This window comes from Streptomyces sp. NPDC055400, assembly GCF_053644375.1.
On the sequence record NZ_JBSHLM010000003.1, the window covers coordinates 649,353 to 674,434 of the forward strand.

Consider the following 25,082-nt stretch of genomic DNA (forward strand, 5'->3'; position numbering starts at 1 on the left):
GTCGACTGTCCGGCTGTTATGGGGCAAAGCAGAGGCGAACTGCCCGCTTTCGCCATTTCCTTTTTACCCTGCATGGCATTGCATTGTGAAGACCGACTAAATCCCCCCGCGTGTCCGGAGGCAATGGGTCTCCGAAATCTTTCCCCGGATTTTCCTCGGGGGTCACCGGGGCTGTTGCAGTAACGTGATCCGGCTCTCGTAGCTTCCTACGGTCTACGCGAGTAGAAATTTTGTCCGGGTAGTCTGAAGGGACCTGCTCAGCACCACACACCGGGAGTGCCAGTGGCACGCGTCGTAGTCGACGTCATGCTCAAGCCGGAGATCCTCGACCCCCAGGGCCAGGCGGTGCAGCGTGCACTGCCGCGCCTCGGTTTCGAGGGCATCTCCGACGTACGTCAGGGAAAGCGATTCGAACTCGAGGTTGACGGGCCCGTTGACGATGCCGTCCTCGCCCGTATCCATGAGTTGGCCGACACGTTCCTCGCCAACACCGTGATCGAGAACTTCACCGTGAAGGTGGAAGAACCCGCGGTGGGGGCAGAAAAGTGACCGCTCGTATTGGAGTCGTCACCTTTCCCGGATCCCTCGACGACCGGGACACGCAGCGCGCCATCCGGCTTGCCGGCGCTGAGCCCGTAGCCCTCTGGCACAAGGACAAGGATCTGAAGCAGGTCGACGCTGTCGTCCTGCCCGGTGGATTCTCCTACGGCGACTATCTGCGGGCCGGTGCCATCTCCCGGTTCTCGCCGGTGATGCAGACCGTCATCGAGCAGGCCAAGGCCGGTATGCCGGTACTCGGTATCTGCAACGGCTTCCAGGTTCTGACCGAGGCGCACCTGCTGCCCGGCGGGATGCTCGGAAACGACCACCTCCACTTCATCTGCCGTGACCAGAAGCTGCGGGTGGAGAACGCGGACACCGCCTGGACCGCCGACTACGCGTCCGGCCAGGAGATCCACATCCCGCTGAAGAACATGGACGGCCGCTACGTCGCCGACGAGCGCACGCTGGACATGCTGGAGGCCGAGGGCCGGGTCGTCTTCCGCTACCTGGACTTCAACCCGAACGGCTCGCTCCGCGACATCGCCGGCATCACGAACGAGGCGGGCAACGTCGTCGGTCTGATGCCGCACCCGGAGCACGCCGTCGAGCCGCTCGTCGGCTCCGGTCGCACCGACGGCCTCCCCTTCTTCACCTCGATCCTCAAGAAGCTGGTCGCCGCCTCATGAGCCTCGACACCGTTGAGAACGCCGCACAGACCCCCGACGTCGAGCTCCCCTGGGCCGAACTCGGCCTGAAGAAGGACGAGTACGAGCGCGTCGTGGAGATCCTCGGCCGCCGCCCGACCGGCGCCGAGCTCGCCATGTACTCCGTGATGTGGTCCGAGCACTGCTCGTACAAGTCGTCCAAGATCCACCTGCGCCAGTTCGGCGAGAAGGCGCCGCAGTCCGACGCGCTGCTCGTCGGCATCGGTGAGAACGCCGGTGTCGTGGACGTCGGCCAGGGCTACGCCGTCACCTTCAAGGTCGAGTCGCACAACCACCCGTCGTACGTCGAGCCCTACCAGGGCGCGGCCACCGGCGTCGGGGGCATCGTGCGCGACATCATCGCGATGGGCGCGCGCCCGGTCGCCGTCGTGGACCCGCTGCGCTTCGGCGCCGCCGACCACCCCGACACCAAGCGTGTCCTGCCGGGTGTCGTCGCCGGCATCGGCGGCTACGGCAACTGCCTGGGCCTGCCGAACATCGGCGGCGAGGTCGTCTTCGACGCCTGCTACCAGGGCAACCCGCTGGTCAACGCGGGCGCCATCGGCGTCATGCGCCACGAGGACATCCACCTCGCGAAGGCGTCGGGCCCGGGCAACAAGGTCATCATGTACGGGGCCCGGACGGGCGGCGACGGCATCGGCGGCGCCTCGATCCTGGCCTCCGAGACCTTCGACGACGCGAAGCCCTCGAAGCGTCCCGCCGTGCAGGTCGGTGACCCCTTCCAGGAGAAGCTCCTCATCGAGTGCACCCTGGAGGCGTTCGCCGAGAAGCTCGTCGTCGGCATCCAGGACCTCGGAGCCGCCGGCATCTCCTGCGCCACCAGCGAGCTGGCGTCCAACGGCTCGGGCGGCATGCGCGTCGAGCTGGACGACGTACCGCTGCGCGACTCCACGCTCTCACCCGAGGAAATCCTCATGAGCGAGTCGCAGGAACGCATGTGCGCGGTCGTCGAGCCGGAGAAGGTCGCCCGCTTCCTCGAGATCTGCGAGAAGTGGGACGTCATCGCGACCGTCATCGGTGAGGTCACCGACGGCGACCGCCTGGAGATCTTCTGGCACGGCGAGAAGATCGTCGACGTCGACCCGCGCACGGTCGCCCACGAGGGCCCGACCTACGAGCGCCCGTACGCCCGCCCCGCGTGGCAGGACGCGCTCCAGGCCGACGACGCGAACAAGCTGCCGCGGCCGTCCTCCAAGGAGGAGCTGAAGGCCCAGGTCCTGAAGCTGGTCGCGTCGCCCAACCAGGCGTCGAAGAAGTGGATCACCTCGCAGTACGACCACTTCGTGCAGGGCAACACCGTCCTCGCGCAGCCCGAGGACTCGGGCATGATCCGCATCGACGAGGAGTCGGGGCTCGGCGTCGCCATCGCGACCGACGGCAACGGCCGCTTCGCGAAGCTCGACCCGTACCACGGCGCGCAGCTCGCCCTCGCCGAGGCGTACCGGAACGTCGCGACGACCGGCGCCAAGCCGCTCGCGATCTCCGACTGCCTGAACTTCGGTTCGCCCGAGGACCCGGACGTCATGTGGCAGTTCGTCGAGGCCATCCGCGGTCTCGCCGACGCCTGCCAGATCCTCGGCACCCCGGTGACCGGCGGAAACGTCTCGCTGTACAACCAGACGGGCGAGGCGGCGATCCACCCGACGCCGGTCGTGGCCGTGCTCGGTGTCATCGACGATGTCGCCCGCCGCACGCCGGTCGCCTTCAGGGAAGAGGGCCAGCTCCTCTACCTGCTCGGCGACACCCGCGAGGAGTTCGGCGGCTCGGCCTGGTCGCAGGTCGTCCACGACCACCTCGGCGGTCTGCCGCCGCAGGTCGACCTGGAGCGGGAGCGGCTGCTCGCCGACATCCTGATCTCGGCGTCCCGCGACGGCATGATCGACGCCGCGCACGACCTGTCCGACGGCGGTCTGATCCAGGCCGTGGTCGAGTCGGCGATGCTCGGCGACAAGGGCGCGCGGCTCATCGTGCCCGACGGCCTGGACGCGTTCACGTTCCTGTTCTCCGAGTCGGCGGGCCGCGCGGTCGTCGCCGTCCCGCGGAGCGAGGAGCTGCGCTTCACCGACATGTGCGGTGCGCGCGGCCTCCCGGCCACCCGCATCGGCGTGGTCGACGGCGACGCGGTCGACGTCCAGGGCGAGTTCGCCCTCTCCCTCGCGGAACTCCGCGAGGCGCACGAGGCGACGATCCCGGCGCTGCTGGCGTAAGTTCCGCCGGCCGTACGTACGGTCGTGAAGTCCCCGTCTGCTGCGGCAGGCGGGGACTTTTCGTTCACCGATGATCGGGCGTCGGGCGTCGGGCGTCCGTGAGGATCCTGTGGCTGTACGGCCGGGTTGTCAGTGGCGGTTGGTAGCTTCGGCAGTGCTGGGAGTCACAGGGGGCGGGGGAAGCGGTGCGAGTACCGGAGCGGGTGCAGAAGACCGTCAATGTGCTGCTGTGTCTGGTTGCCATCGGCGGCATCGGCTGGGGCGGCAAGGAGATCTGGCAGGTCCTGAGCAGCCGGCATCAGATCAACGAGGCCTGCGCGGGCCTCGTACCGGCCGGTCGTGTACTCGCGCTTTCGCCGGCGGGCGGCAACGTCACACACCGGGTCGCCGACGAGGGAACCATCCAGCTCGACAGTCTGGCCTCGGGCGAGGACTGCGAGATATTCAGTACCGAGGCCGGCGAGAAGCAGGGCACGAGCAGCGGCGAGCGCTGGTTCTTCACCGGAGCGATGGGGTCTGTGGCCCAGGAGACGGCGTACACCCCCGAGGATCCCTGGGACAACCCGATCGACCCCGTCGGTCCCTACAGCGCTCACGTCTACCCCGAGCAGCCGCTCGGCGGCGGCATCGCGGGCACCGTCAGCGACACCGGGGTGACCGTTCATCTGCCGTGTGCCGAGGGCCGGTTGGGCGGGCAGCCGGTGGGGACGCTGTGGGCGTGGGCCGGCCTCACGGAGTCCGATTCGCCGTTCACCGAGCAGGGTCAGCTGACCGACCACGACCGGGACATCCTCGCGGACACAGCCGTGATCACCGCCAACCGCCTCGCCGATCGCGCGGGCTGCGCCGACAGGCTGCCCGACGCCCCGGACGACGTCCCCGCGCTCACCGAGGGCCCGACGTCCGCCGCCAAGGCCGATGGCACCTGCGCCTGGTACCGAAGCTCGGGCCTGGCACAGCGGGGCAAGTACGGCGACCAGGTCCTGCAGAGCCGCAGCGATTCCAGGGCGTGGGACGAGCGGTGCGCCCTCATCCTCTCCCCGCAGCGGGCGAACGCCGTGTGGGAGGCCCAGGGCGACGGCCTGGACAGCGTCTACTCCCCGGACCGCCCCGGCAAGTACTTCGCGTCCTTCCACACCTACTCCGGCGATGCCGCCCGAAACGTCCAACTGCGCAGATCCACCGCCTCGGACACCCCGGTCGACGCCGAGCCGGGCGAGGCGGGCCGCGACACCGAGGAGCCGGTCTGGTGGGCCTCCTCGGTCTGCGCGGGGAAGCCCCGGATCCACACCATGACCATGTCTTTCGCGTACGGGAGGGTGGCAGCGCCCGAGTACGAGCGGATCTTCCGGATCTACGTCGACGACCAGGCCCGCCGCCATGGCTGCACCGACATCACCTTCCCGGCTGCCTCGTCCTTCCGGGAGGGCGGGTGACGTGACGGGCGCCGACGCCTTCTCCGGCTCCGGTGACCGCCGTTGCCGTGTCTGCGAAGACGCCGTCAAGGCATAGGCTCGCCCCATGTCACCGGCCAAGAAGCGTGCACGCTCCTATGACTCCGCCAGGATCCGGACGGCGGTGCTCGCTCAGTTCGCCCACGTACGGGAAGCGGTGGCGGGCCTCTCGGAAGAGCAGCTGAGCGCGCCGACGCGGCTCGGGGACTGGACCGTACGGGAGCTGGCGGCGCACTTCACGATGGCGGTCGGCGCGGTGGCCAGGGGACTGGAGATGCCGGAGCCGCCCAAGCACGAAGTCCCGCTCCTGGACTGGCCGTTCGGGACGGTGACCGAGTCCGCTGCCATCGCCGACGGCACCAGGGAACTCGCCGCGAGCGCCCCGCCCGCCGAACTCTTCGCGCGCACGACGGCCCGTATCGAGGCGGCTCTGAACACGGCTGCTGACACCCGCCTCGTACCCACCCGGTTCGGTGCCATGACCCTCGCCGACTTCCTGGTAACCCGGACCGTCGAACTCGTCGTCCACACCGACGACCTGAACGACGCGCTGCCCGGCCTCGACGTCCCGTACGACCGCCAGGCGCTCGCTGCCTGCACCCGGCTGCTCGCCGACACCCTCGCCGTGAAGGCGCCCGGCGCGTCGACCGAGGTGCGGATCCCGCCGTTCGCCGTCGTCCAGTGTGTCGAGGGCCCCCGCCACACCCGCGGCACCCCGCCGAACGTCGTCGAGACGGACCCGCTCACCTGGATCCGCCTCGCCACCGGACGCGTCGAGTGGCGCGCCGCCCTGGACGACGCGAAGGTCAGCGCGAGCGGCGAACGGGCGGACCTCAGCAAGCTGCTGCCCCTCATGGGCTGACTCCGACGGCGGACCGGGGGAACCGATCCGACCGCCCCGCCCGTCCAACCTCCATGCACAGGCAATCCCGGAACCTCACCGTCCTGGCCGCGCTCCTGCCCCTCGCGGCCGTCGCGGCGTGCGGATCACAGACCGTGTCCGTCGGAGGCACGCCCGTCACCGGAGTCCGCTGGAACGTGGAGAGCGTCACCGTCGACGGCACGAAGACGCGGGCGCCGGAGAGCGCCTACGTGGAGTTCCCCTCGGCGGACCGGGCACGCGGCAACTACGGCTGCAACAACTTCGACGTGGAGGCCGAGCTCGACGGCGACACCATCCACCTCGGCAAAGGCATCGCGACGCTCATGCTGTGCACGGACAAGAAGCAGCGGGCCTTCGAGAAGACCTTCGCCCGCGCCATCGGCGGCAGCAACCACGCCAGGACCGACGGCGACCACCTCACCCTCACCACCGAAGACGGCGACACGATCGCCCTGGTCAAGGAGCGTCCGGCCCCGCTGATAGGCACCGAGTGGACCGTCACGAGCCTGCTCTCGGACGACGTGGCGACCTCGCTCCCCGGCGAAGCTGTGGGCAAGGCAAAGCTGAGGTTCGGCAAGGACGGCGCCGCGACCGGCAGCCTCGGCTGCAACCGCTTCCGCGCGAAGGCCGAATTCCGCGACGGCCACCTCACCCTCGGCAGGCCCGTCACCACCCGCATGCTCTGCCAGGGCCCGCGCATGGACACCGAACACGCCCTGCTGAAGCTCTTCGCCCAGAAGCTGTCGTACGAGGTCCAGGGCCGCACCCTCACGCTGAAGGCTCCCGACGGAACCGGCGCCGTGGCGGGCGCGGGCCGCGGCTGACCAGGCGGCCCGCAGCGAATTCCGTCACACCCGGCGGCGCCCGCGCGCCCGGCGCCGCCCCCACCGAAGCCCACCACCCCGCACCGCACGCCGCCGCCGCTCGCGAGTCCGCCCAGAGACGGCTGTAGCACACGAAGAGCCAGGTCAGCGCCGTGATCGCGGCGAAGGGGCGGGGCGGGCGGAAGGGGGTCGGTGGCGGTCGGCGCGCCCTCGGGCAAGGGCCTCAAAGGCGGGCCCGACCGGCTCGACCAGGCGCGGGATCACGTTCGCCAATTCGGACCAGTGGTCGATCTCGCCTACACTCGGTGGCGTGCCACGTGGTGACGGTCGACTCAATCATGATCTGCTCCCCGGCGAGAAAGGCCCCCAGGACGCTTGCGGCGTCTTCGGTGTCTGGGCTCCCGGTGAAGAGGTCGCCAAGCTGACTTACTTCGGGCTCTACGCCCTCCAGCATCGAGGTCAGGAATCCGCGGGAATCGCGGTGAGCAACGGCTCCCAGATTCTCGTCTTCAAGGACATGGGCCTCGTGTCCCAGGTCTTCGACGAGACCTCTCTCAGCTCCCTCCAAGGTCATATCGCGGTCGGTCACGCCCGCTACTCGACCACCGGTGCCTCCGTGTGGGAGAACGCCCAGCCGACGTTCCGTGCCACCGCGCACGGCTCGATCGCGCTCGGCCACAACGGCAACCTGGTCAACACGGCGCAGCTCGCCGAGATGGTCGCGGCCCTCCCCAAGGAGAACGGCCGCAACACCCAGCTCGCGGCGACCAACGACACCGACCTCGTCACCGCGCTCCTCGCGGGCCAGGTCGACGACGACGGCAAGCCACTGACCATCGAAGATGCCGCCGCCAAGATCCTTCCGGATGTCAAGGGCGCCTTCTCCCTCGTCTTCATGGACGAGCACACCCTCTACGCGGCCCGCGACCCGCAGGGCATCCGCCCGCTGGTCCTCGGCCGGCTCGAGCGCGGCTGGGTCGTCGCCTCCGAGTCCGCCGCCCTCGACATCTGCGGCGCCAGCTACGTGCGCGAGATCGAGCCGGGCGAGTTCGTCGCCATCGACGAGAACGGCCTGCGCACCTCCCGATTCGCAGAAGCGAAGCCCAAGGGCTGTGTCTTCGAGTACGTGTACCTGGCCCGCCCCGACACCGACATCGCCGGGCGGAACGTGTACCTCTCCCGCGTGGAGATGGGCCGCAAACTCGCCAAGGAAGCACCGGTCGAGGCCGACCTGGTCATAGCAACGCCGGAATCGGGCACTCCCGCCGCGATCGGCTACGCGGAGGCCTCCGGCATTCCGTTCGGCGCGGGACTGGTCAAGAACGCGTACGTCGGCCGGACCTTCATCCAGCCCTCGCAGACCATCCGGCAGCTCGGTATCCGGCTGAAGCTGAACCCGCTCAAGGAAGTCATCAAGGGCAAGCGCCTGGTCGTCGTCGACGACTCGATCGTGCGCGGCAACACCCAGCGCGCCCTGGTCCGCATGCTCCGCGAAGCGGGCGCGGCCGAGATCCACATCCGGATCTCCTCTCCCCCCGTGAAGTGGCCGTGCTTCTTCGGCATCGACTTCGCGACGCGCGCCGAGCTGATCGCCAACGGCATGTCGATCGACGAGATCGGCAAGTCCCTGGGCGCCGACTCCCTCTCCTACATCTCCATCGACGGCATGATCGAGGCCACGACCATCGACAAGCCGAACCTCTGCCGCGCCTGCTTCGACGGCGAGTACCCGATGGACCTTCCCGACCCCGAGCTGCTCGGCAAGCAGCTCCTGGAGACCGAGCTCGCGGCAGGACCGGCGAACACCGCCGCCGCCGACGCCCTCCGTCGCCCGTAAGACCCCCGTCGTACGACACGAAAGTTCTCAAGCCATGTCTGAGACACCTGGTGCCAGCTATGCGTCCGCGGGCGTCGACATCGAAGCGGGCGACCGCGCCGTCGAACTGATGAAGGAGTGGGTGAAGAAGACGCAGCGCCCCGAGGTCGCCGGCCTCGGCGGTCTCGGCGGATTCGCCGGCCTCTTCGACGCCTCCGCCTTCAAGCGTTACGAGCGTCCGCTGCTCGCCTCCGCCACGGACGGAGTCGGCACGAAGGTCGACATCGCCCGCCGCCTCGGCGTGTACGACACCATCGGTCACGACCTCGTCGCGATGGTCATGGACGACATCGTGGTGTGCGGCGCCGAGCCGCTGTTCATGACCGACTACATCTGCGTCGGCAAGGTGCACCCCGAGCGTGTCGCCGCGATCGTGAAGGGCATCGCCGAAGGCTGTGTCCTCGCCGGCTGCTCCCTCGTCGGCGGCGAGACCGCGGAGCACCCGGGCCTGCTCGGCGCGGACGACTTCGACGTCGCGGGCGCCGGCACCGGCGTCGTGGAGGCCGACCGGCTGCTCGGCCCGGATCGTATCCGTACGGGTGACGCGGTGATCGCCATGGCGTCCTCCGGTCTTCACTCGAACGGGTACTCGCTGGTCCGCCACGTCCTCTTCGACCGTGCGGGCCTGAAGCTCGACCAGCACATCGAGGAGCTCGGCCGCACGCTCGGCGAGGAGCTTCTGGAGCCCACCAAGATCTACTCGCTGGACTGCCTGGCGCTGACCCGCACCACGGACGTCCACGCGTACAGCCACATCACGGGCGGCGGCCTCGCGGCCAACCTGGCCCGGGTCATCCCGGACGGCCTGCACGCCACCGTGGACCGCTCCACGTGGGCGCCCGGCGCGATCTTCGACCTCGTCGGCAAGGCCGGCGCGGTGGAGCGCCTGGAGCTCGAGAAGACGCTGAACATGGGCGTCGGCATGATGGCGATCGTCCCCCAGGACGCGGTGGACTCGGCGCTCGCGACGCTCGCCGACCGCGGCGTGGACTCGTGGGTCGCCGGTGAGATCACCGAGCGCGGCGAGCACACCACGGGCGCGGCGCTCACGGGTGACTACAGCAAGTAAGGCCCGCAGGGCAGCACAAAACCCGGTCCGGCGGTGTGACCACCCCGGACCGGGTGAAGTGCAGTTGCTACGCAAACGAGAACTGCGAAGAACTACTGCTGGACTGCAGACTGCAGGACTGCGAGGTCAAGCGCCGCGGCGCTGCGACGAGGGACCGGACTCGTCTGAGTCCTCGTCGTCCTCGTCGTCGTTATACAGATCCGCGTACTGGGCGTACGGGTCGTCTTCCTCGTCGTCGTCCTCGAACGGCTCGCCATTCGGCGGCTGATTCGAGGTCGAAGCGCCCAGCTCATTGGCCAGACGCGACAGGTCAGTCCCGCCGCTGCTGTACTTCAGCTGGCGGGCGACCTTCGTCTGCTTGGCCTTTGCCCGGCCGCGCCCCATGGCTCGACCCCCTCGGTGACGGGGCTCGACGGCCCCAGAGTCTTGACACGCGTTCATGATCTCGAACGGGCTCTCCGCAGAGAGACCCGTCCTTAGGGCTTCCACGGTACCTGCTCCCGCGGCCATACGGTACGTCGCCCGCAGGACGCGCCTGGGCGCAGGACCAGCAAGGTGCCCTGTCCTCGCTGGTCAACTGCGATTTTAACCTCTTCTTGGCGGGCGACCCGCCGACGGGCGTGAGTCTTGTCTCCCGCATCCGCCGCCGGGCCGCTCCCGGGCACCCCGAACGTCAGCGGCGGCGGGCCTCCGCCATGCGCTGCTCGGCGATCCGGTCGGCCGCGGCGGCCGGCGGAATCCCGTCCGTCTTCGCACGAGCGAATATGGCCAGCGTCGTGTCGAAGATCTTCGCCGCCTTGGCCTTGCACCGGTCGAAGTCGAAGCCGTGCAGCTCGTCGGCGACCTGGATCACTCCGCCGGCGTTCACGACGTAGTCGGGCGCGTAGAGGATCCCGCGGTCGGCGAGGTCCTTCTCCACGCCCGGGTGGGCGAGCTGGTTGTTGGCCGCGCCGCAGACGATCTTCGCGGTGAGGACCGGGACGGAGTGGTCGTTGAGCGCGCCGCCCAGGGCGCACGGGGCGTAGATGTCGAGACCCTCGGTGCGGATGAGCGCCTCGGTGTCCGCCACGGCCCGGACGGACGGGTGCTTGTCCTGAATCCGCCGTACGGACTCCTCGCGCACGTCCGTGATCACGACTTCGGCGCCGTCCGACAGGAGGTGCTCCACGAGGTGGTGGCCGACCTTGCCGACGCCCGCGACGCCGACCTTGCGGCCGCGCAGCGTCGGGTCGCCCCACAGGTGCTGGGCGGAGGCCCGCATGCCCTGGAAGACACCGAAGGCGGTGAGCACGGACGAGTCGCCGGCGCCGCCGTTCTCCGGGGAGCGCCCGGTCGTCCAGCGGCACTCGCGCGCGACGACGTCCATGTCGGCGACGTAGGTGCCGACGTCGCACGCCGTGACGTAGCGCCCGCCGAGGGAGGCGACGAAGCGGCCGTAGGCGAGCAGCAGTTCCTCGCTCTTGATCGTCTCGGGGTCACCGATGATCACTGCCTTGCCGCCGCCGTGGTCGAGGCCGGCCATGGCGTTCTTGTACGACATCCCGCGCGAGAGGTTCAGGGCGTCTGCGACGGCCTCCGCCTCGCTCGCGTACGGGTAGAAGCGGGTGCCGCCGAGGGCGGGGCCCAGGGCGGTGCTGTGGAGGGCGATGACGGCCTTGAGGCCACTGGCGCGGTCCTGGCAGAGCACGACTTGCTCATGGCCGCCCTGTTCCGACCGGAACAGGGTGTGCAGAACATCGGCAGGGGCGCCGGATACGTCGGTCACTGTGGTGACTCCCGGTCAAGTAGCGGCGGTTGGAGAGACGGTGCCCGTACGGGTGGCGGGCCCCGTTGGGCAAGAGACTAGAGCCTGCGCCGAGCCGCCAGATGCGCAGTGCCGGAGATCACCCTCTCCCGGAGTACGCGCGTGTCCGGCCAGGTGCGTTCAGCTTCGGCCATGGGACGATTTGCAGTGTTTTCCAGGCGCAGGCCGGGGGAGGGAGCAGCCGTGCCCAAGGTGTCTTCGGTGACCGTGCCCTACGCGTCGTATCTGCGCGTGTACGAACCCCTCGCGGCGTTCCCCGAGCCCGAGCGGAGCCACTGGGAGCGCTACGCGCAGCGCCGCGAGCGCCCTTCCTACCAGGACGAACTGCGCCGCTCGCTGGCCGACTTGCTGCCCACGCCGCCGGTGCCCGTGCCGGTCCACGAGAGCGACGACGCCTTCGTCATCGAGACGGACGGTGTGGTGTGCGTGTGTCCCTGGCGCACGCGGCTGCGCGGCTGGCAGGCGCTGGACGAGCTGCCGGGGCGGCTGCCGACACCCGTGCTGGACGCCGTGCTCCCGCCGGTGGTCCGCCGGCAGTCCGCCGCGGACTACGAGCGCTGGCTGGCCCGCAACCCCGACGCCCGCCCCTGGATCCGCACGTCCACCTGGCAGATCCCGCTGAACTGGTTCGTGCTCGTCGCGGACGAGGAGCGCGAGTACGGCAAGGGGGCCGCGGACGGCGCGCACGGGGAGGCGCCGGTGCTGCGCTACCGCACGCCGATGGTGCAGGCGCGCCGCCGGGTCGCGCGGGGGCTTCGCACGCTGCGGGACACGATGGACGAGGGGCCTCTGATCGACGGCCTGGTGGATGTGGGGCGCTGGCTCGAAGAGTTCCACCCGCGTTCATTCGTCGAGCTCGACTACGGCGGCCTGGTGCACGCTTTGTCCGCGGAGGATCTGGATGATGATCATTCCGCTGCGGACGTGGCGGAGGGGATCGAGGCGCTGCGGCGCGGTGACAGTGACGGCGCCGAAGCGGCATACGCGCGGCTGATGGAACGTTGGCGTGCGGTGCGGGACCGGCAGTTCGCGAACTGACCGGACAGGCGTGTGGGGACGTAGGTCCCGATCCGGTCTTTTGCCTCAAGCGTGATGGACCGCACTTACTTCGCCCTTGCGTCCATCGCCCCTCCTCGTGCCAAAATAGGACAAGGAGTCCGGGGAGGACTCCTTCCGGCTGCTTTCGTCCGCGTTCAGCCGGAATCTCAGCATTGCACGCTATGGGGGGTCTCGTGACTCCTGGCGCCACTGTGACTGATCGTCACAGTGGCGTGACTGTCCGCTATGGCATGGTCCATCGGCTTCCGTCGCTGATGAACACCTGGGAGGGCAATTCCATCGGTTTGGCCGACGCGGCTGGACGGATGGTGTAGTTGTAGTGCCGAGGACAAGCCGTTCGTCCTATAACCGACTCGACTCGCGTCCGCCATTTCGGGCAACGCGGGTCAAGGTGCAGAATTTAGAGGAATGAACCGAGAAGGTTCGGTTCTCCCGAGGAGGCCGCTCATGACCGCTCGCACCCCTGATGCCGAGCCGCTGCTGACCCCGGCTGAGGTCGCCACGATGTTCCGCGTCGACCCGAAGACGGTGACGCGCTGGGCAAAGGCTGGCAAGCTCACGTCGATTCGCACGCTCGGCGGGCACCGCCGCTACCGCGAGGCGGAGGTCCGCGCACTGCTTGCGGGCATTCCGCAGCAGCGCAGCGAGGCCTGAACAACTGAATAAAACGGGCGTTCCGGGCCCCCCAGCCCTTTTCGCGCCCAACCTATAGCTCCACACGACGCGGGTCTGCCCCAACGGGCCCACGCCTGCTCATGCTTCAAGGGTGCGTCGTCGATCGCGCTGGACTCCGCCGGGTCCAGCGCGATTTTTTTATGCGCGGATCCGTGCGGGCCGGGCGGTCTGTGGGGTGCCTGTGCGTGGCTTTGTGGGCGCCCCTGTGGGTCCCTGATGGAGTGCCGGTGACGGCCTGCCGGGGGGCGCCGGCGGGCGCTCGGCGGGTCGTCGGGGGAGGTCCGCCGGAGGGGTCGCGGGGTGGGCCTTCGGGAGTGCCTCGGCGGGCCCTGGGAGTGGTGCAATTGCACATATTAAATTGAGGTGTTGTAGGACGGGTGTAAGAAACGGTGTTTCCAAAACTGGTCCCGTGATGCCCGTCACACGCTCGAACACTTGTTGCTGGCGAGGCCCTTGGGTTAGAGGGGATTCGCGTGGCGGTGTCCGTCGTTCTCCCCCAGGCTCCCACCGGTCGGGGCCGCCGTCCGGCGCCTTTGGTCATGCGGTGGGGGGACTTTCGTCCTCCGCGGCCCCACGGCCCCTCTCGCGGGCCCCTGCGGGCTCTCTGCCCGGCTCCAGGGCGAGGCGCAGGAGTTGGTGGCAGACGGGGCAGTGCCGGGTCAGATGGCGATAGCCGGAGGCGGCGGAGAGGTGGGCGCGCAGCAGGGCGCGCGTCTCGTGCCGGGCGGATGCCGCCATGCGTCACCTCCGGGTCGGGAGTCCCTGTTGTCTGAGTACCGGGGGAGCGGGACGCAGTCAAGACGCCCGGGGGCGGGGCGCAGGGGCACGGACGCGCGGGGCCGGGCCGCACGGGCGGGTGCGCACACGACTGAGGCCCGCACCCCTTGCGGGATGCGGGCCTCAGTCTTCTGTGCGGTCCTGACGGGATTTGAACCCGCGGCCTCCACCTTGACAGGGTGGCGAGCACTCCAAACTGCTCCACAGGACCTTGCTCGCGGCACTTGGTGTTGCTCTGTGCTGCGAGATGAGACTGTACAGCAGCGCAGGCCCGGCGGTCGAACTCACTTAACGTGCCCGGACCGTTACGGCGCTGCCGCGTCGATCGCCTTCACGATCCGCTTGTCCGAGACGGGGTACGCGGTGCCGAGCGCGTGGGCGAAGTAGCTGACCCGTAGCTCCTCCAGCATCCAGCGGATGTCCAGGACTTCCTGCGGCACGGGCCGCCCCTGCGGCATCTGTTCGAGCAGCCACGCGTACTCGTCCTGCATCTCGTGGACCTTCTCCATGCGCGACGTGTCCCGCTGGACGTTCGTCGGCATCTGCGTCAGGCGCCGGTCGGCCGCGACCAGGTAGCGCACCAGGTCGGGCAGGCGCCGCAGTCCGGTGTCCGTGACGAAGCCGGGGCGGATCAGGGCCGTCAACTGGGTCCGCACGTCCGTGAGGTTGGCGAGCAGCGTCGGGCTCTTCGTGGACTTCAGGCGGCGCTCGCAGGCCTGCCAGGCGGCGAGCACCTGCTGTACCTGGCTCACCGTCCGTACGGTCGTGTCGACGATCTCGGCGCGCACCTTGTCGTAGAGCTTCCGGTACGACTCCTCGTCCCAGGCGGGGCCGCCGAAGTCCGCGATGAGCTTGTCGCAGGAGGCCATGGCGCAGTCGTCGAAGAGCGCCTGGACCGTGCCGTGCGGGTTCGCGGACAGGGCGAGCTTCTGGGGGTTGGTCAGCTTGTCCGAGGCGAACTTGCCCGGATTGACCGGGATGTTGCGCAGGATCAGCCGGCGCGTGCCCTTCCACATCGCCTGCTGCTGCTCGGCCTCCGTGTCGAAGAGGCGCACCGAGACCGTGTCCCCGTCGTCGACCAACGCCGGGTACGCCTTCACGGGCTGGCCGGCGCGCCGGGTCTCGAAGACGCGGCTGAGCGTGCCGATCGTCCAGTCCGTGAGGCCCGACCGCTCCAGGGACTCCCCGCCCGAGCGCTCGGCCGTGGCCGCTGCCGCCTGCGAGATCGCCTTGCGGGCCTTCGGCTTGAGGCGGAGCTTGAGCGACTCCAGGTCCTTGTCCTCGGCGAGGGTCCTGCGCCGCTCGTCGACGATCCTGAACGTGATCTTCAAGTGGTCGGGTACGCGGGACAGGTCGAAGTCGTCCGGGGTGACGGGGACGCCGACCATGCGCTGGAGCTCGCGGGCGAGTGTGGTCGGCAGCGGCTCCTGGAGGGGCACGGCCCGCTCCAGGAACGCCTTCGCGTAGTTCGGCGCCGGGACGTAGTGCCGGCGGACCGGCTTGGGCAGGGAGCGGATCAGCTCCGTGACCACGTCCTCGCGCAGGCCCGGGATCTGCCAGTCGAAGCCCTCGGACGTGACCTGGTTGAGCACCTGGAGCGGTACGTGGACGGTCACACCGTCCGCGTCCGCACCCGGCTCGAACTGGTACGTCACCCGGAACTTCAGCGGACCCTGGCGCCACGAGTCCGGATAGTCGTCCTTGGTGATGGCCTCCGCCGACTCGCGGATGAGCATCGAGCGCTCGAAGTCGAGGAGTTCGGGCTCGTCCCGCTTCTTGTGCTTCCACCAGCTGTCGAAGTGGGCGCCCGAGACGACATGGTCCGGGACCCGCTGGTCGTAGAAGTCGAAGAGCGTCTCGTCGTCGACGACGATGTCGCGGCGGCGGGCGCGGTGCTCCAGCTCCTCGACCTCGGTGAGCAGCCTGCGGTTGTCCGAGAAGAACTTGTGGTGCGTGCGCCAGTCCCCCTCGACGAGCGCGTTCCTGATGAACAGCTCGCGGCTCACTTGGGGGTCGATCCGCCCGTAGTTCACCTTGCGCTGGGCGACGAGCGGGACGCCGTACAGCGTCACCTTCTCGTACGCCATCACGGCCGCCTGGTCCTTCTCCCAGTGCGGCTCGCTGTACGTGCGCTTGAGGAGGTGCTCGGCGAGGGGCTCGACCCACTCCGGCTCGATCCTCGCGTTGACGCGGGCCCACAGCCGCGACGTCTCGACGAGCTCGGCGGACATGATGAAGCGCGGGGGCTTCTTGAAGAGGGCGGAGCCGGGGAAGACGGCGAACTTGGCGCTGCGCGCGCCCAGGTACTCGTTCCGCCCGCCGCGCTGCTTGGGGTCCTTGTCCGTGGACTCCTTCACGTCCTTCATCCCGATGTGGGAGAGGAGACCGGCGAGGAGGGAGATGTGGACCTGCTGCTCCGGAGCGTCGTCCTCGTTCAGATGGATGCCCATCTGCTTCGCGACCGTACGCAGCTGCGTGTAGATGTCCTGCCACTCGCGGATGCGCAGGAAGTTCAGGTACTCCGACTTGCACATGCGGCGGAACGCGGACGAGCCGAGCGTCTTCTGCTGCTCGCGCACATAGCGCCAGAGATTGAGGAACGCCAGGAAGTCGGACGTCTCGTCCTTGAAGCGGGCGTGCTGCTGGTCCGCCTGCGCCTGCTTCTCGCTGGGGCGTTCGCGCGGGTCCTGGATGGACAGCGCGGCCGCGATCACCATGACCTCGCGCACACAGCCGTTCTTGTCGGCCTCCAGGACCATCCGGGCCAGGCGCGGGTCCACCGGCAGCTGGGCGAGCTTGCGGCCCTGCTCGGTGAGGCGCTTACGGACGTCCTTCTCCGCCGGGTTCAGCGCACCCAGCTCCTGGAGGAGCTGCACGCCGTCGCGGATGTTGCGGTGGTCCGGCGGGTCGATGAAGGGGAACTTCTCGATGTCGCCGAGCCCGGCCGCGGTCATCTGGAGGATGACGGAGGCGAGATTCGTACGGAGGATCTCCGCGTCCGTGAACTCGGGGCGGGCGGCGAAGTCGTCCTCCGAGTACAGGCGGATGCAGATGCCGTCCGACGTACGGCCGCAGCGGCCCTTGCGCTGGTTGGCGCTCGCCTGGCTGATCGCCTCGATGGGCAGGCGCTGCACCTTCGTGCGGTGCGAGTACCGCGAGATGCGGGCGGTGCCCGGGTCGATCACGTACTTGATGCCGGGGACGGTCAGCGAGGTCTCCGCGACGTTCGTCGCGAGGACGATGCGGCGGAGCGAGCCCGAGGGGCGCTGGAAGACGCGGTGCTGCTCCGCGTGCGACAGGCGCGCGTACAGCGGCAGGACCTCGGTGAACCGGAGCTTCTTCTTCTCCAGCGCGTCCGCCGTGTCGCGGATCTCGCGCTCTCCAGAGAGGAAGACGAGGATGTCGCCCTTGCCCTCGCCCTGGAGTTCCTCGACGGCGTCCGTGATCGCGGTGATCTGATCCCGGTCGGCGTCGTCCGAATCCTCTTCGAGCAGGGGTCTGTAGCGCACCTCGACCGGGTACGTACGGCCGCTGACCTCGACGATCGGGGCGTCACCGAAGTGGCGGGAGAAGCGCTCGGGGTCGATCGTCGCCGACGTGATGACGACCTTCAGGTCCGGGCGCCTGGGCAGCAGCTGCGCCAGATAACCGAGCAGGAAGTCGATGTTCAGGGACCGCTCGTGGGCCTCGTCGATGATGATCGTGTCGTACGCGCGCAGCTCGCGGTCCGTCTGGATCTCGGCGAGCAGGATGCCGTCCGTCATCAGCTTCACGAACGTGGCGTCCGGGTCGACCTGGTCCGTGAAGCGGACCTTCCAGCCGATGGCCTCGCCGAGCGGCGTGTCCATCTCGTCCGCGATGCGCTCGGCGACGGTGCGGGCCGCGAGCCGGCGGGGCTGGGTGTGGCCGATCATGCCGCGCAGGCCGCGGCCGAGCTCGAGACAGATCTTGGGGATCTGGGTCGTCTTGCCGGAGCCGGTCTCGCCCGCGACGATCACGACCTGGTGGTCGCGGATCGCGTCGGCGATCTCGTCCTTCTTCTGGCTGACGGGAAGTTGCTCGGGATACGTGACGTCGAGCGCGTCGAAGCGGCCGCGGCGCAGCGCGGTCCTGGCCTCGGCCTTCTCGGCCTCCGCTTCGATCTCGGCGAGCACGGCGGCCCGGGCTTCGGGCTTGCGGATGCGGCGCGCGCCTTCGAGCCTGCGGCCGAGCCGGTGCGCATCGCGCAGGGACAGCTCGGACAGGCGCTGGGCGAGGGTGCCGAGGACGGGGGCAGGCTGCGTAGACATACGTCCTCCAGGATCTCACCTCCGGGAAACGGGTGGCGAATGGTTTTGACGTGGGCCGGTATCGGCGGAGACGGGGGTATTTGGCGCTGAAGGTCCGATATAGGTGTTTTAACGTGTCCATATGTCTGAGCCGAGCGACGACGACCACGATCACGGCGCACACGACCAAGGCGCGCATGACCAAGGCGCGCATGACCACGGCGCGCACGGGCGCGTGCCGACGCGTGGGGAGCGCTGGGAGGACTTCAAGAAGTCGCCGTTCCTGCCGGCGACCGTCCTGGTGTTCATCCTGGCGGCCGCCGCAGGCCTCTTCGCGGGCTCGTACACGTACACGATGGCGAACCCGACGCCGCACCGGATTCCCACGGCCGTGGTCGGCGCGGCGAACGCGAAGCACGGCGGGGCGGCGTTCCTGGCCGGCATGGAGAAGGCGCTGAACGCGTCCCTCGAAGTGCACCTGTACGACAACATCGCGGCGGCCGTCGAAGGCGTGGACCAGCAGAAGGTCTTCGCGATCCTCGACGTGCGGCAGGGCGACCGTGTCGCGCTCCAGGTCTCGGGAGCCTCCGGCGCCTCGGTCGCGCAGGTCCTCGCCGAGACCGCACCGCAGGTCGGCGCCGCACTCGGGGTCCCGGTCACCGTGACCGACGTCAAGCCGCTCCAGAAGGGCGACCCGCGCGGCCTCGCGATCTTCTACGTCTCGCTGGCCGCGGTCATCATCGGCTTCGTCGGCGCCATCCAGCTGAGCGTGCACGCACGCGCCCTCAATCCGCTGGAACGCATCGCGTACACGGTGGCGTACGCGCTGCTCGGGGCGTTCGTGATCGCGGCGGTCGTGGACTGGTGGCTGGGCGCGCTCGATCTGCCGTTCGCCGAGTCCTGGGCGATCCTCGCGCTGACGATGTTCACGTCGGGGATGGTCTTCACGATGTTCAACACGCTGGTCGGCCGCTGGGCGATGATCCCGACCTGGGGGCTGATGGTGCTCCTCGGCAACCCGTCGTCGGGCGGCGCGGTGTCGTGGCCGCTGCTGCCGTCGGTGCTCGGCCGCATCGGCCAGTGGCTGCCGCCGGGTGCCTCGGTGAACGCGCAGCACACGGCCGTGTACTTCGGCGGACACCAGCACGTGTTCCCGTTCCTGGTCCTCACGGCATGGGCCCTGCTGTCGAGTACGGTCTTCTGGGTCTGGCGCCACCGCCACCCGGGCGGCCGAACGACGGAACCGGCCCATGCGGGGGCGCCGGGGGCGTGATCCGCCGGGGACACCGCGGTTCGCTGTGCCCGGAAACGACGAAAGCCCCGTCCGGGACGGGGCTTTCGGGGGCCGGGCCGGAGGGGCCGGCGGGGGAAACGCAACAGGCCCCGTCCGGGGACGGGGCCTGAATCTTGTGGCTGGGGCCGGGATCGAACCGGCGACCTATCGCTTTTCAGGCGATCGCTCGTACCAACTGAGCTACCCAGCCACGCGGTTCGCGAACGAATCGCAGCGGTCCTGACGGGATTTGAACCCGCGGCCTCCACCTTGACAGGGTGGCGAGCACTCCAAACTGCTCCACAGGACCAAGCTGTTGTGCGACACAAGTGTCGCACAGTGTGTTGCGTGCCCCCAACGGGATTCGAACCCGTGCTACCGCCTTGAAAGGGCGGCGTCCTGGGCCACTAGACGATGAGGGCTAATTGGCCCGCCTGGGCGCTTCGCAGCGCGTCGGGGACGTGAGAAGCATATGGGATGCGGGGAGGGATCGCCAAAACGGTTTAGGGAGAGGGTGCGGGCGAGCCCGTGGGCGGCGTCGGCGAGGGGCTCGCGCCCGGCTGGTTCTCCTTGGGCAGATGGCGGCTGACCTGTGCCGTCGTCAGGCCGAGGCCGCCCAGTTCGATCTCGTCCCAGGCCTGCAGGCGGCGCGTGTCGCGGTCCAGATAGAGGACCGACGCCTGCACCGGGTCGGGCGAGCCGTCGTCGACGGCGCGCAGGCCGCTGCCGCCGGTCGAGCCCTCGATGCGCAGCCGCGTGCCCAGCTTCATCACCTCGGTCGCTTCGTGGTGGATGTGGCCCGCGAGGACCAGCGGGACCGTGCCGTCCGTCTCGCGGGCGGCCACGGGGTTGTGGGCTATCGCGATGTCCACCGGCGTGCCCGCCTCCCGCTGGTCGCGCAGCGCGGAGGCGAGCCGGATGCCCGCCATGCGTTCGGCCGGGTCGCCCTGCGCCTTGACCGCGCGGTCCGGCGTGTACTGGGGGTCCCCGGTGCCGGCGAAGCGCAGCCCGGCGACGGTGACCGCCTTGCCGTTGTCGAGTACGCGGACGTTCCTCATGCGTGAGAGGTAGCGCTGGGTGGTCGCCGAGTCATGGTTGCCGCGGACCCAGATGTACGGGGCGCCGAGGTCCTTGACCGGGTCGAGGAAGGGGTTCTCGGCCGCCGAGCCGTGGTCCATCGTGTCGCCGGAGTCGACGATCACCGAGATGTCGTACTGCTCGACGAGCGAGGAGATGATCTTCCAGCTGGCCGGGTTCAGATGGATGTCCGAGACGTGCAGGACGCGGATCGTGGACGGGTCCGGCCGGTACGCGGGGAGCGTCGACGTCACGTCGTAGAGCTTGGTCACATTGGTCACCAGGCGCGCCAACTCCTTTTGGTAGACGTCGAATTCGGTGACGATCGAGCGCGCGTTGCCGACGACCGAGGGGGCCGAGGAGAGCAGGCCCGAGAACTTCGGCTCCAGGACCGACTTGGGGTTCCAGGTCGCGTACGCCGCCCCTCCCGAGGCCGCCAGGAGGGCGAGCGCGAGGCCGCCGGCGCCGAGCGCGCGGCGGGGGCGGCGGTAGACGGCGAGGCCGAGCGCGGTGGCGCCGGAGACGACGGCGACGCAGGAGCGCAGGGCGAGGTCGAGGGTGCCGTGCTCGACGTCGCGGGTGACCTCGTCCTGGAGGCCCGAGAGGCGCTCGGGGTGGTCGACCAGGGCCTGGGAGCGGACCGGGTCGAGGCGGTCGACGTCCACGTCGAGGCGGATGGGGGCCGTGTGCGACTTGAGTTCCAGGGAGCCGAGCGGCGAGACGTTGATCTTCGTGCCGCCGGTCAGGGACGGGCGCAGCGTCATCCGGGTGTCCATCGGGCCCACCGGGACGCGGACGTTCCCCACGATGAGCAGGCCGAGCCACGCGCCCATGAGGACGACGGCCGCGAGGCCCAGGGCGCGGAGGTACGGGCGGGGCTGGAGGGTGAGATCGCCGGCGGGGCGGGGGCGGCGGGCGCGATGGTGACGGCCTACCGCGGAGGGGATGTTCCGCAGGGCGGACAGGGCGGCGACAGCGGGGGCGCGGGCCATTGGTCCCGTATGCCCACGCGGATGGTCCCGTATGCCCGGACGGACAGGTCGATCCGGGGGCGAGTGGCCGACAATGGCCGTGTGCTGGAGATGACGCGCGAGGAGTTCGAGGAACTGGTCGCCGAAGCCCTGGACCGGATTCCGCCGGAGCTGACGCGGCTCATGGACAACGTGGCGGTGTTCGTCGAGGACGAGCCCGCCGACGGGGAACGTGAGCTGCTCGGCCTCTACGAAGGGACGCCGCTGACCGACCGGGGTGAGTGGTACGCGGGTGTGCTGCCCGACCGCATCACCATCTACCGGGGACCCACGCTGCGGATGTGCGAGTCCCGCGAAGACGTCGTCGCGGAGACGGAGGTCACCGTGGTCCACGAGATCGCCCACCACTTCGGGATCGACGACGCGCGGCTGCACGCCCTCGGATACGGGTGACGGCCGGGCCGTGAGCGGGCGTGTCCTCTTGCGGGGGACGGGAGTTGGGAACGGTGACGCCGGTCCTTTCGGCGGTTCCCGTATCGCTTCAGCTCCAGCTTTCCAGCGCCCCGGAGGTGCTCGCCCGTGCGCCAGCTGTCCGTACCGCCTCGTCTGGTCCGACTGGCCGCGGCGGTGGTGGCCGTCACGGCGGCGACCACCGGCTGCATGAGCGTCGCCCACGAGGGGGGCGGGCCCGCCCCGTCGCACTCGGCGGGGCGGCACGGCGGGCGGGCGGCGCCGGACGGCGGGGCGGTGGTCCCCGGGGGCGGCGAGGAGCAGGCCGGGGGCCGGGAAGGCGCGAAGGGGTCGCCGTCGCCGGGCGGCACCGCGTCCGACGCGGCCTCGGATGCCGCCTCGCCCTCCGCGAGCCCCTCCAAGGGTGAGGTGGGTCCGGCGAAGCCCTCGGCGAGCGGGCGCACCACGCCACCGTCCCGGCCGACCCCGACGCGCACCGCTCCGGACACGCCCACGCCGACCCCGGACACCCCCACGCCGACGCCGGACCCGACCACCGCGGAGCCCTCGTCGTCGGCGCACGAGCAGGCGTCGGCCCGGGTGCAGGCCGACCGGGAGCCGGCGCCGCGGGCGGGCACGCCTGTGCAGGCCTGACCTCGGGGGAGGGTGTGAGCGGGGTCTCAAGGGATCGGTTTGCGCTGGGGGGTGGTGGGTGACTATGGTGGTAGATCGTTTGATCCCATTTGCCCGGCGCCGTTAAGAGAGCGCCGCGTGGCGCGTTCTCTCCCCAGCCGTGGCTGGACCGCATTGAGGCGGTCGATTGCGAAATTCACGGAGTTGACGGGCGCGTGCCGAGACTCCGGAAGGTTTCGCATTTCGCATGTCCATTTCCAGTTCTGACCACACCGTCATGCCCGAGAACGACGAGGCCGTGCAGGTTCTCGCCGTCGACGAGGACGTGACTGCCGTCGCCGTCGGAGAGGCCGCCGACAGTGCCTCTGCCGAGGCCGACACCGACACCCCCGCCGAGCCCACCGTGACCTTCGGCGACCTCGGTCTGCCCGAGGGCATCGTCCGCAAGCTCGCGCAGAACGGCGTGACCGCGCCGTTCCCGATCCAGGCCGCGACCATCCCGGACGCCCTGGCCGGCAAGGACATCCTCGGCCGTGGCCGCACCGGCTCCGGCAAGACCCTCTCCTTCGGTCTGCCGACCCTGGCGCGTCTCGCCGGCGGTCACACCGAGAAGAAGAAGCCCCGCGCGGTCATCCTGACCCCGACCCGCGAGCTGGCGATGCAGGTCGCCGACGCCCTCCAGCCCTACGGCGACGTCCTCGGCCTGAAGATGAAGGTCGTCTGCGGCGGTACGTCCATGGGCAACCAGATCTACGCCCTCGAGCGCGGCGTCGACGTCCTCGTCGCCACCCCGGGCCGTCTGCGCGACATCATCAACCGCGGCGCCTGCTCGCTCGCGAACGTCGAGATCGCCGTTCTCGACGAGGCCGACCAGATGTCCGACCTGGGCTTCCTGCCCGAGGTCACCGAGCTGCTCGACCAGGTCCCGGCCGACGGCCAGCGCATGCTGTTCTCGGCCACGATGGAGAACGAGATCTCCACGCTGGTCAAGCGCTACCTGAACAACCCGGTCACGCACGAGGTCGACGCCGCCCAGGGCGCCGTCACGACCATGACCCACCACATCCTGATCGTGAAGCCCAAGGACAAGGCGCCGGTCACCGCCGCGATCGCCTCCCGCAAGGGCCGCACGATCATCTTCGTCCGCACCCAGCTGGGCGCCGACCGCATCGCCGAGCAGCTCCAGGACGCCGGCGTGAAGGCCGACGCGCTGCACGGCGGCATGACGCAGGGTTCTCGTACCCGCGTCCTCGCCGACTTCAAGGACGGCTACGTCAACACGCTCGTCGCCACCGACGTCGCCGCCCGCGGTATCCACGTCGACGGCATCGACCTGGTCCTGAACGTGGACCCGGCCGGTGACCACAAGGACTACCTGCACCGCTCGGGCCGTACCGCGCGTGCCGGCAAGTCCGGTGTCGTCGTCTCCCTGTCGCTGCCGCACCAGCGCCGCCAGATCTTCCGCCTCATGGAGGACGCGGGCGTCGACGCCTCGCGCCACATCATCCAGGGCGGTGCCGCCTTCGACCCGGAGGTCGCCGAGATCACCGGTGCCCGGTCCATGACCGAGGTCCAGGCCGAGTCCGCGGGCAACGCCGCGCAGCAGGCCGAGCGTGAGGTCACCTCCCTCACCAAGGAGCTGGAGCGGGCCACGCGTCGCGCCGGCGAGCTGCGCGAGGAGGCCGACCGCCTCACCGCGCGTGCCGCCCGTGAGCGCGGCGAGGACGCCGAGGGCGTCGCCGCCGCCGTCGCCGCCGCTGCCGAGAAGGCCGCCGAGGCGTCCGTCCCGGAGCAGGCTGCCGCGCCGGCCGAGCGCCAGGAGCGTTCGTCCTCGTACGAGCAGCGCCCGCAGCGCCGTGACGAGCGGGGCAACTACGAGAAGCGCGACCGTCGCGACGACCGTCCGTCGGGCGGCTTCAACCGTGACCGCCGTGACAACGACCGTGGCGGCTTCCGTCGCGACGACCGTCCCTCCGGTGGCGGCTTCAACCGTGACCGCCGTGACGACAACCGTGGTGGCTTCCGTCGCGACGACCGTCCCTCCGGTGGCGGCTTCAACCGTGACCGCCGTGACGACAACCGTGGCGGCTTCGACCGCGACCGTCGTGACGACCGCGGTGGCCGTTCCTTCGAGCGTCGTGACAACGACCGTCCGTCCGGCGGCTTCCGCCGCGACAACGACCGTCCGTCCGGCGGCTTCAACCGTGACCGTCGCGACGACCGTCCCTCCGGTGGCGGCTTCAACCGCGACCGTCGTGACGAGCGCCCCTCGGGCGGCGGCTTCCGCCGTGACGACCGCCCCTCCGGCGGCCACCGCGGCAGCGACCGTCCGTTCAACCGCGACCGTCGTGACGACCGTCCCGCCGGCGGCGGCTTCCGCTCCGGTGGCCACGACCGTCCGTACGGCCGCCGTGACGACCACCGCGGTGCGGGCTCCGGCTCGACCGGCGGTTCCTCGTTCCGCCGCGACGAGAAGCCGCGCTGGAAGCGCAACGGCTGAAACGGCTGAAGGCC

General features: G+C 69.8%; 19 protein-coding genes and 4 tRNA genes. 14 read left to right on the forward strand and 9 right to left on the reverse strand.

What is annotated here, in order from left to right; genetic code table 11:
* The first annotated feature begins 282 nt into the window (after positions 1-282).
* From purS to purM, 8 genes are all read left to right on the forward strand, one after another.
* Positions 283-549, forward strand: a complete 267-nt coding sequence (purS, locus tag ACWIGU_RS11115; protein WP_100598945.1) for a phosphoribosylformylglycinamidine synthase subunit PurS — start codon at positions 283-285, stop codon at positions 547-549.
* Positions 546-1,229 (forward strand): phosphoribosylformylglycinamidine synthase subunit PurQ, encoded by a 684-nt coding sequence (gene purQ / locus ACWIGU_RS11120; RefSeq protein ID WP_454399574.1) that lies wholly within the window; start codon positions 546-548, stop codon positions 1,227-1,229. Before purS ends, purQ begins: the two co-directional genes overlap by 4 nt.
* Complete coding sequence (gene purL / locus ACWIGU_RS11125) at positions 1,226-3,475, forward strand: phosphoribosylformylglycinamidine synthase subunit PurL (RefSeq protein ID WP_454399576.1); 2,250 nt, start codon at positions 1,226-1,228, stop codon at positions 3,473-3,475. Before purQ ends, purL begins: the two co-directional genes overlap by 4 nt.
* Before the next feature lie 185 nt (positions 3,476-3,660).
* Positions 3,661-4,911, forward strand: a complete 1,251-nt coding sequence (locus ACWIGU_RS11130) for a hypothetical protein (RefSeq protein WP_454399578.1) — start codon at positions 3,661-3,663, stop codon at positions 4,909-4,911.
* An 85-nt stretch (positions 4,912-4,996) separates the two neighbouring features.
* Positions 4,997-5,791, forward strand: coding sequence for a sterol carrier family protein (locus tag ACWIGU_RS11135; protein WP_454399580.1), 795 nt, complete (start codon positions 4,997-4,999; stop codon positions 5,789-5,791).
* Between the two features lie 53 nt (positions 5,792-5,844).
* Positions 5,845-6,636: an META domain-containing protein gene (locus ACWIGU_RS11140; protein WP_454399581.1), complete on the forward strand. Its 792-nt coding sequence runs from the start codon at positions 5,845-5,847 to the stop codon at positions 6,634-6,636.
* A 310-nt stretch (positions 6,637-6,946) separates the two neighbouring features.
* A complete protein-coding gene (gene purF / locus ACWIGU_RS11145; RefSeq protein WP_454399583.1) occupies positions 6,947-8,473 on the forward strand; it encodes an amidophosphoribosyltransferase in 1,527 nt (508 codons plus the stop codon).
* 34 nt (positions 8,474-8,507) lie between these two features.
* Complete coding sequence (purM, locus tag ACWIGU_RS11150) at positions 8,508-9,581, forward strand: phosphoribosylformylglycinamidine cyclo-ligase (RefSeq protein ID WP_454399585.1); 1,074 nt, start codon at positions 8,508-8,510, stop codon at positions 9,579-9,581.
* A gap of 126 nt (positions 9,582-9,707) precedes the next feature.
* Here purM and ACWIGU_RS11155 read toward each other — a convergent pair whose 3' ends face one another.
* Both ACWIGU_RS11155 and ACWIGU_RS11160 read right to left on the reverse strand, forming a co-directional pair.
* Positions 9,708-9,965 (reverse strand): DUF3073 domain-containing protein, encoded by a 258-nt coding sequence (locus tag ACWIGU_RS11155; RefSeq protein WP_116512208.1) that lies wholly within the window; start codon positions 9,963-9,965, stop codon positions 9,708-9,710.
* A 289-nt stretch (positions 9,966-10,254) separates the two neighbouring features.
* Complete coding sequence (locus ACWIGU_RS11160) at positions 10,255-11,346, reverse strand: Leu/Phe/Val dehydrogenase (RefSeq protein WP_454399588.1); 1,092 nt, start codon at positions 11,344-11,346, stop codon at positions 10,255-10,257.
* 222 nt (positions 11,347-11,568) lie between these two features.
* Between ACWIGU_RS11160 and ACWIGU_RS11165 the strand changes: the two genes are divergently transcribed.
* Together ACWIGU_RS11165 and bldC are read left to right on the forward strand one after the other, a co-directional pair.
* Positions 11,569-12,423, forward strand: a complete 855-nt coding sequence (locus tag ACWIGU_RS11165; RefSeq protein ID WP_454399590.1) for a hypothetical protein — start codon at positions 11,569-11,571, stop codon at positions 12,421-12,423.
* Positions 12,424-12,891: 468 nt separating this feature from the next.
* A complete protein-coding gene (gene bldC / locus ACWIGU_RS11170; protein WP_003949541.1) occupies positions 12,892-13,098 on the forward strand; it encodes a developmental transcriptional regulator BldC in 207 nt (68 codons plus the stop codon).
* A gap of 558 nt (positions 13,099-13,656) precedes the next feature.
* Here the strand turns inward: bldC and ACWIGU_RS11175 are convergent.
* The 3 genes from ACWIGU_RS11175 to hrpA form a co-directional block, all read right to left on the reverse strand.
* The gene (locus ACWIGU_RS11175) at positions 13,657-13,857 is read right to left on the reverse strand and encodes a DUF6274 family protein (protein WP_454399592.1); all 201 of its coding nucleotides are present in this window, start codon (positions 13,855-13,857) and stop codon (positions 13,657-13,659) included.
* A 175-nt stretch (positions 13,858-14,032) separates the two neighbouring features.
* Positions 14,033-14,107: transfer RNA gene (locus tag ACWIGU_RS11180), tRNA-Asp, on the reverse strand.
* 94 nt (positions 14,108-14,201) lie between these two features.
* Positions 14,202-18,185: an ATP-dependent RNA helicase HrpA gene (gene hrpA, locus ACWIGU_RS11185; protein ID WP_454399593.1), complete on the reverse strand. Its 3,984-nt coding sequence runs from the start codon at positions 18,183-18,185 to the stop codon at positions 14,202-14,204.
* A 121-nt stretch (positions 18,186-18,306) separates the two neighbouring features.
* On the opposite strand from hrpA, the gene ACWIGU_RS11190 reads away from it, so the two are divergent.
* Positions 18,307-19,437: an ABC transporter permease gene (locus ACWIGU_RS11190; protein ID WP_454399595.1), complete on the forward strand. Its 1,131-nt coding sequence runs from the start codon at positions 18,307-18,309 to the stop codon at positions 19,435-19,437.
* 137 nt (positions 19,438-19,574) lie between these two features.
* On the opposite strand, the gene ACWIGU_RS11195 is transcribed toward ACWIGU_RS11190, so the two are convergent.
* The 4 genes from ACWIGU_RS11195 to ACWIGU_RS11210 form a co-directional block, all read right to left on the reverse strand.
* Positions 19,575-19,648 (reverse strand) — tRNA-Phe (locus tag ACWIGU_RS11195).
* A 24-nt stretch (positions 19,649-19,672) separates the two neighbouring features.
* A tRNA-Asp gene (locus ACWIGU_RS11200) sits at positions 19,673-19,747 on the reverse strand.
* Between the two features lie 39 nt (positions 19,748-19,786).
* Positions 19,787-19,859 (reverse strand) — tRNA-Glu (locus ACWIGU_RS11205).
* An 81-nt stretch (positions 19,860-19,940) separates the two neighbouring features.
* Positions 19,941-21,506 carry a metallophosphoesterase family protein gene (locus tag ACWIGU_RS11210; RefSeq protein WP_454399597.1) on the reverse strand — a complete coding sequence of 522 codons (1,566 nt, stop codon included), beginning with the start codon at positions 21,504-21,506 and terminating at the stop codon, positions 19,941-19,943.
* Positions 21,507-21,587: 81 nt separating this feature from the next.
* On the opposite strand from ACWIGU_RS11210, the gene ACWIGU_RS11215 reads away from it, so the two are divergent.
* From ACWIGU_RS11215 to ACWIGU_RS11225, 3 genes are all read left to right on the forward strand, one after another.
* The gene (locus tag ACWIGU_RS11215; RefSeq protein ID WP_454399599.1) at positions 21,588-21,938 is read left to right on the forward strand and encodes a metallopeptidase family protein; all 351 of its coding nucleotides are present in this window, start codon (positions 21,588-21,590) and stop codon (positions 21,936-21,938) included.
* A gap of 126 nt (positions 21,939-22,064) precedes the next feature.
* Positions 22,065-22,589: a hypothetical protein gene (locus tag ACWIGU_RS11220; RefSeq protein ID WP_454399601.1), complete on the forward strand. Its 525-nt coding sequence runs from the start codon at positions 22,065-22,067 to the stop codon at positions 22,587-22,589.
* Positions 22,590-22,815: 226 nt separating this feature from the next.
* Positions 22,816-25,068, forward strand: coding sequence for a DEAD/DEAH box helicase (locus ACWIGU_RS11225; protein ID WP_454399603.1), 2,253 nt, complete (start codon positions 22,816-22,818; stop codon positions 25,066-25,068).
* The last annotated feature ends 14 nt before the right edge of the window (positions 25,069-25,082 follow it).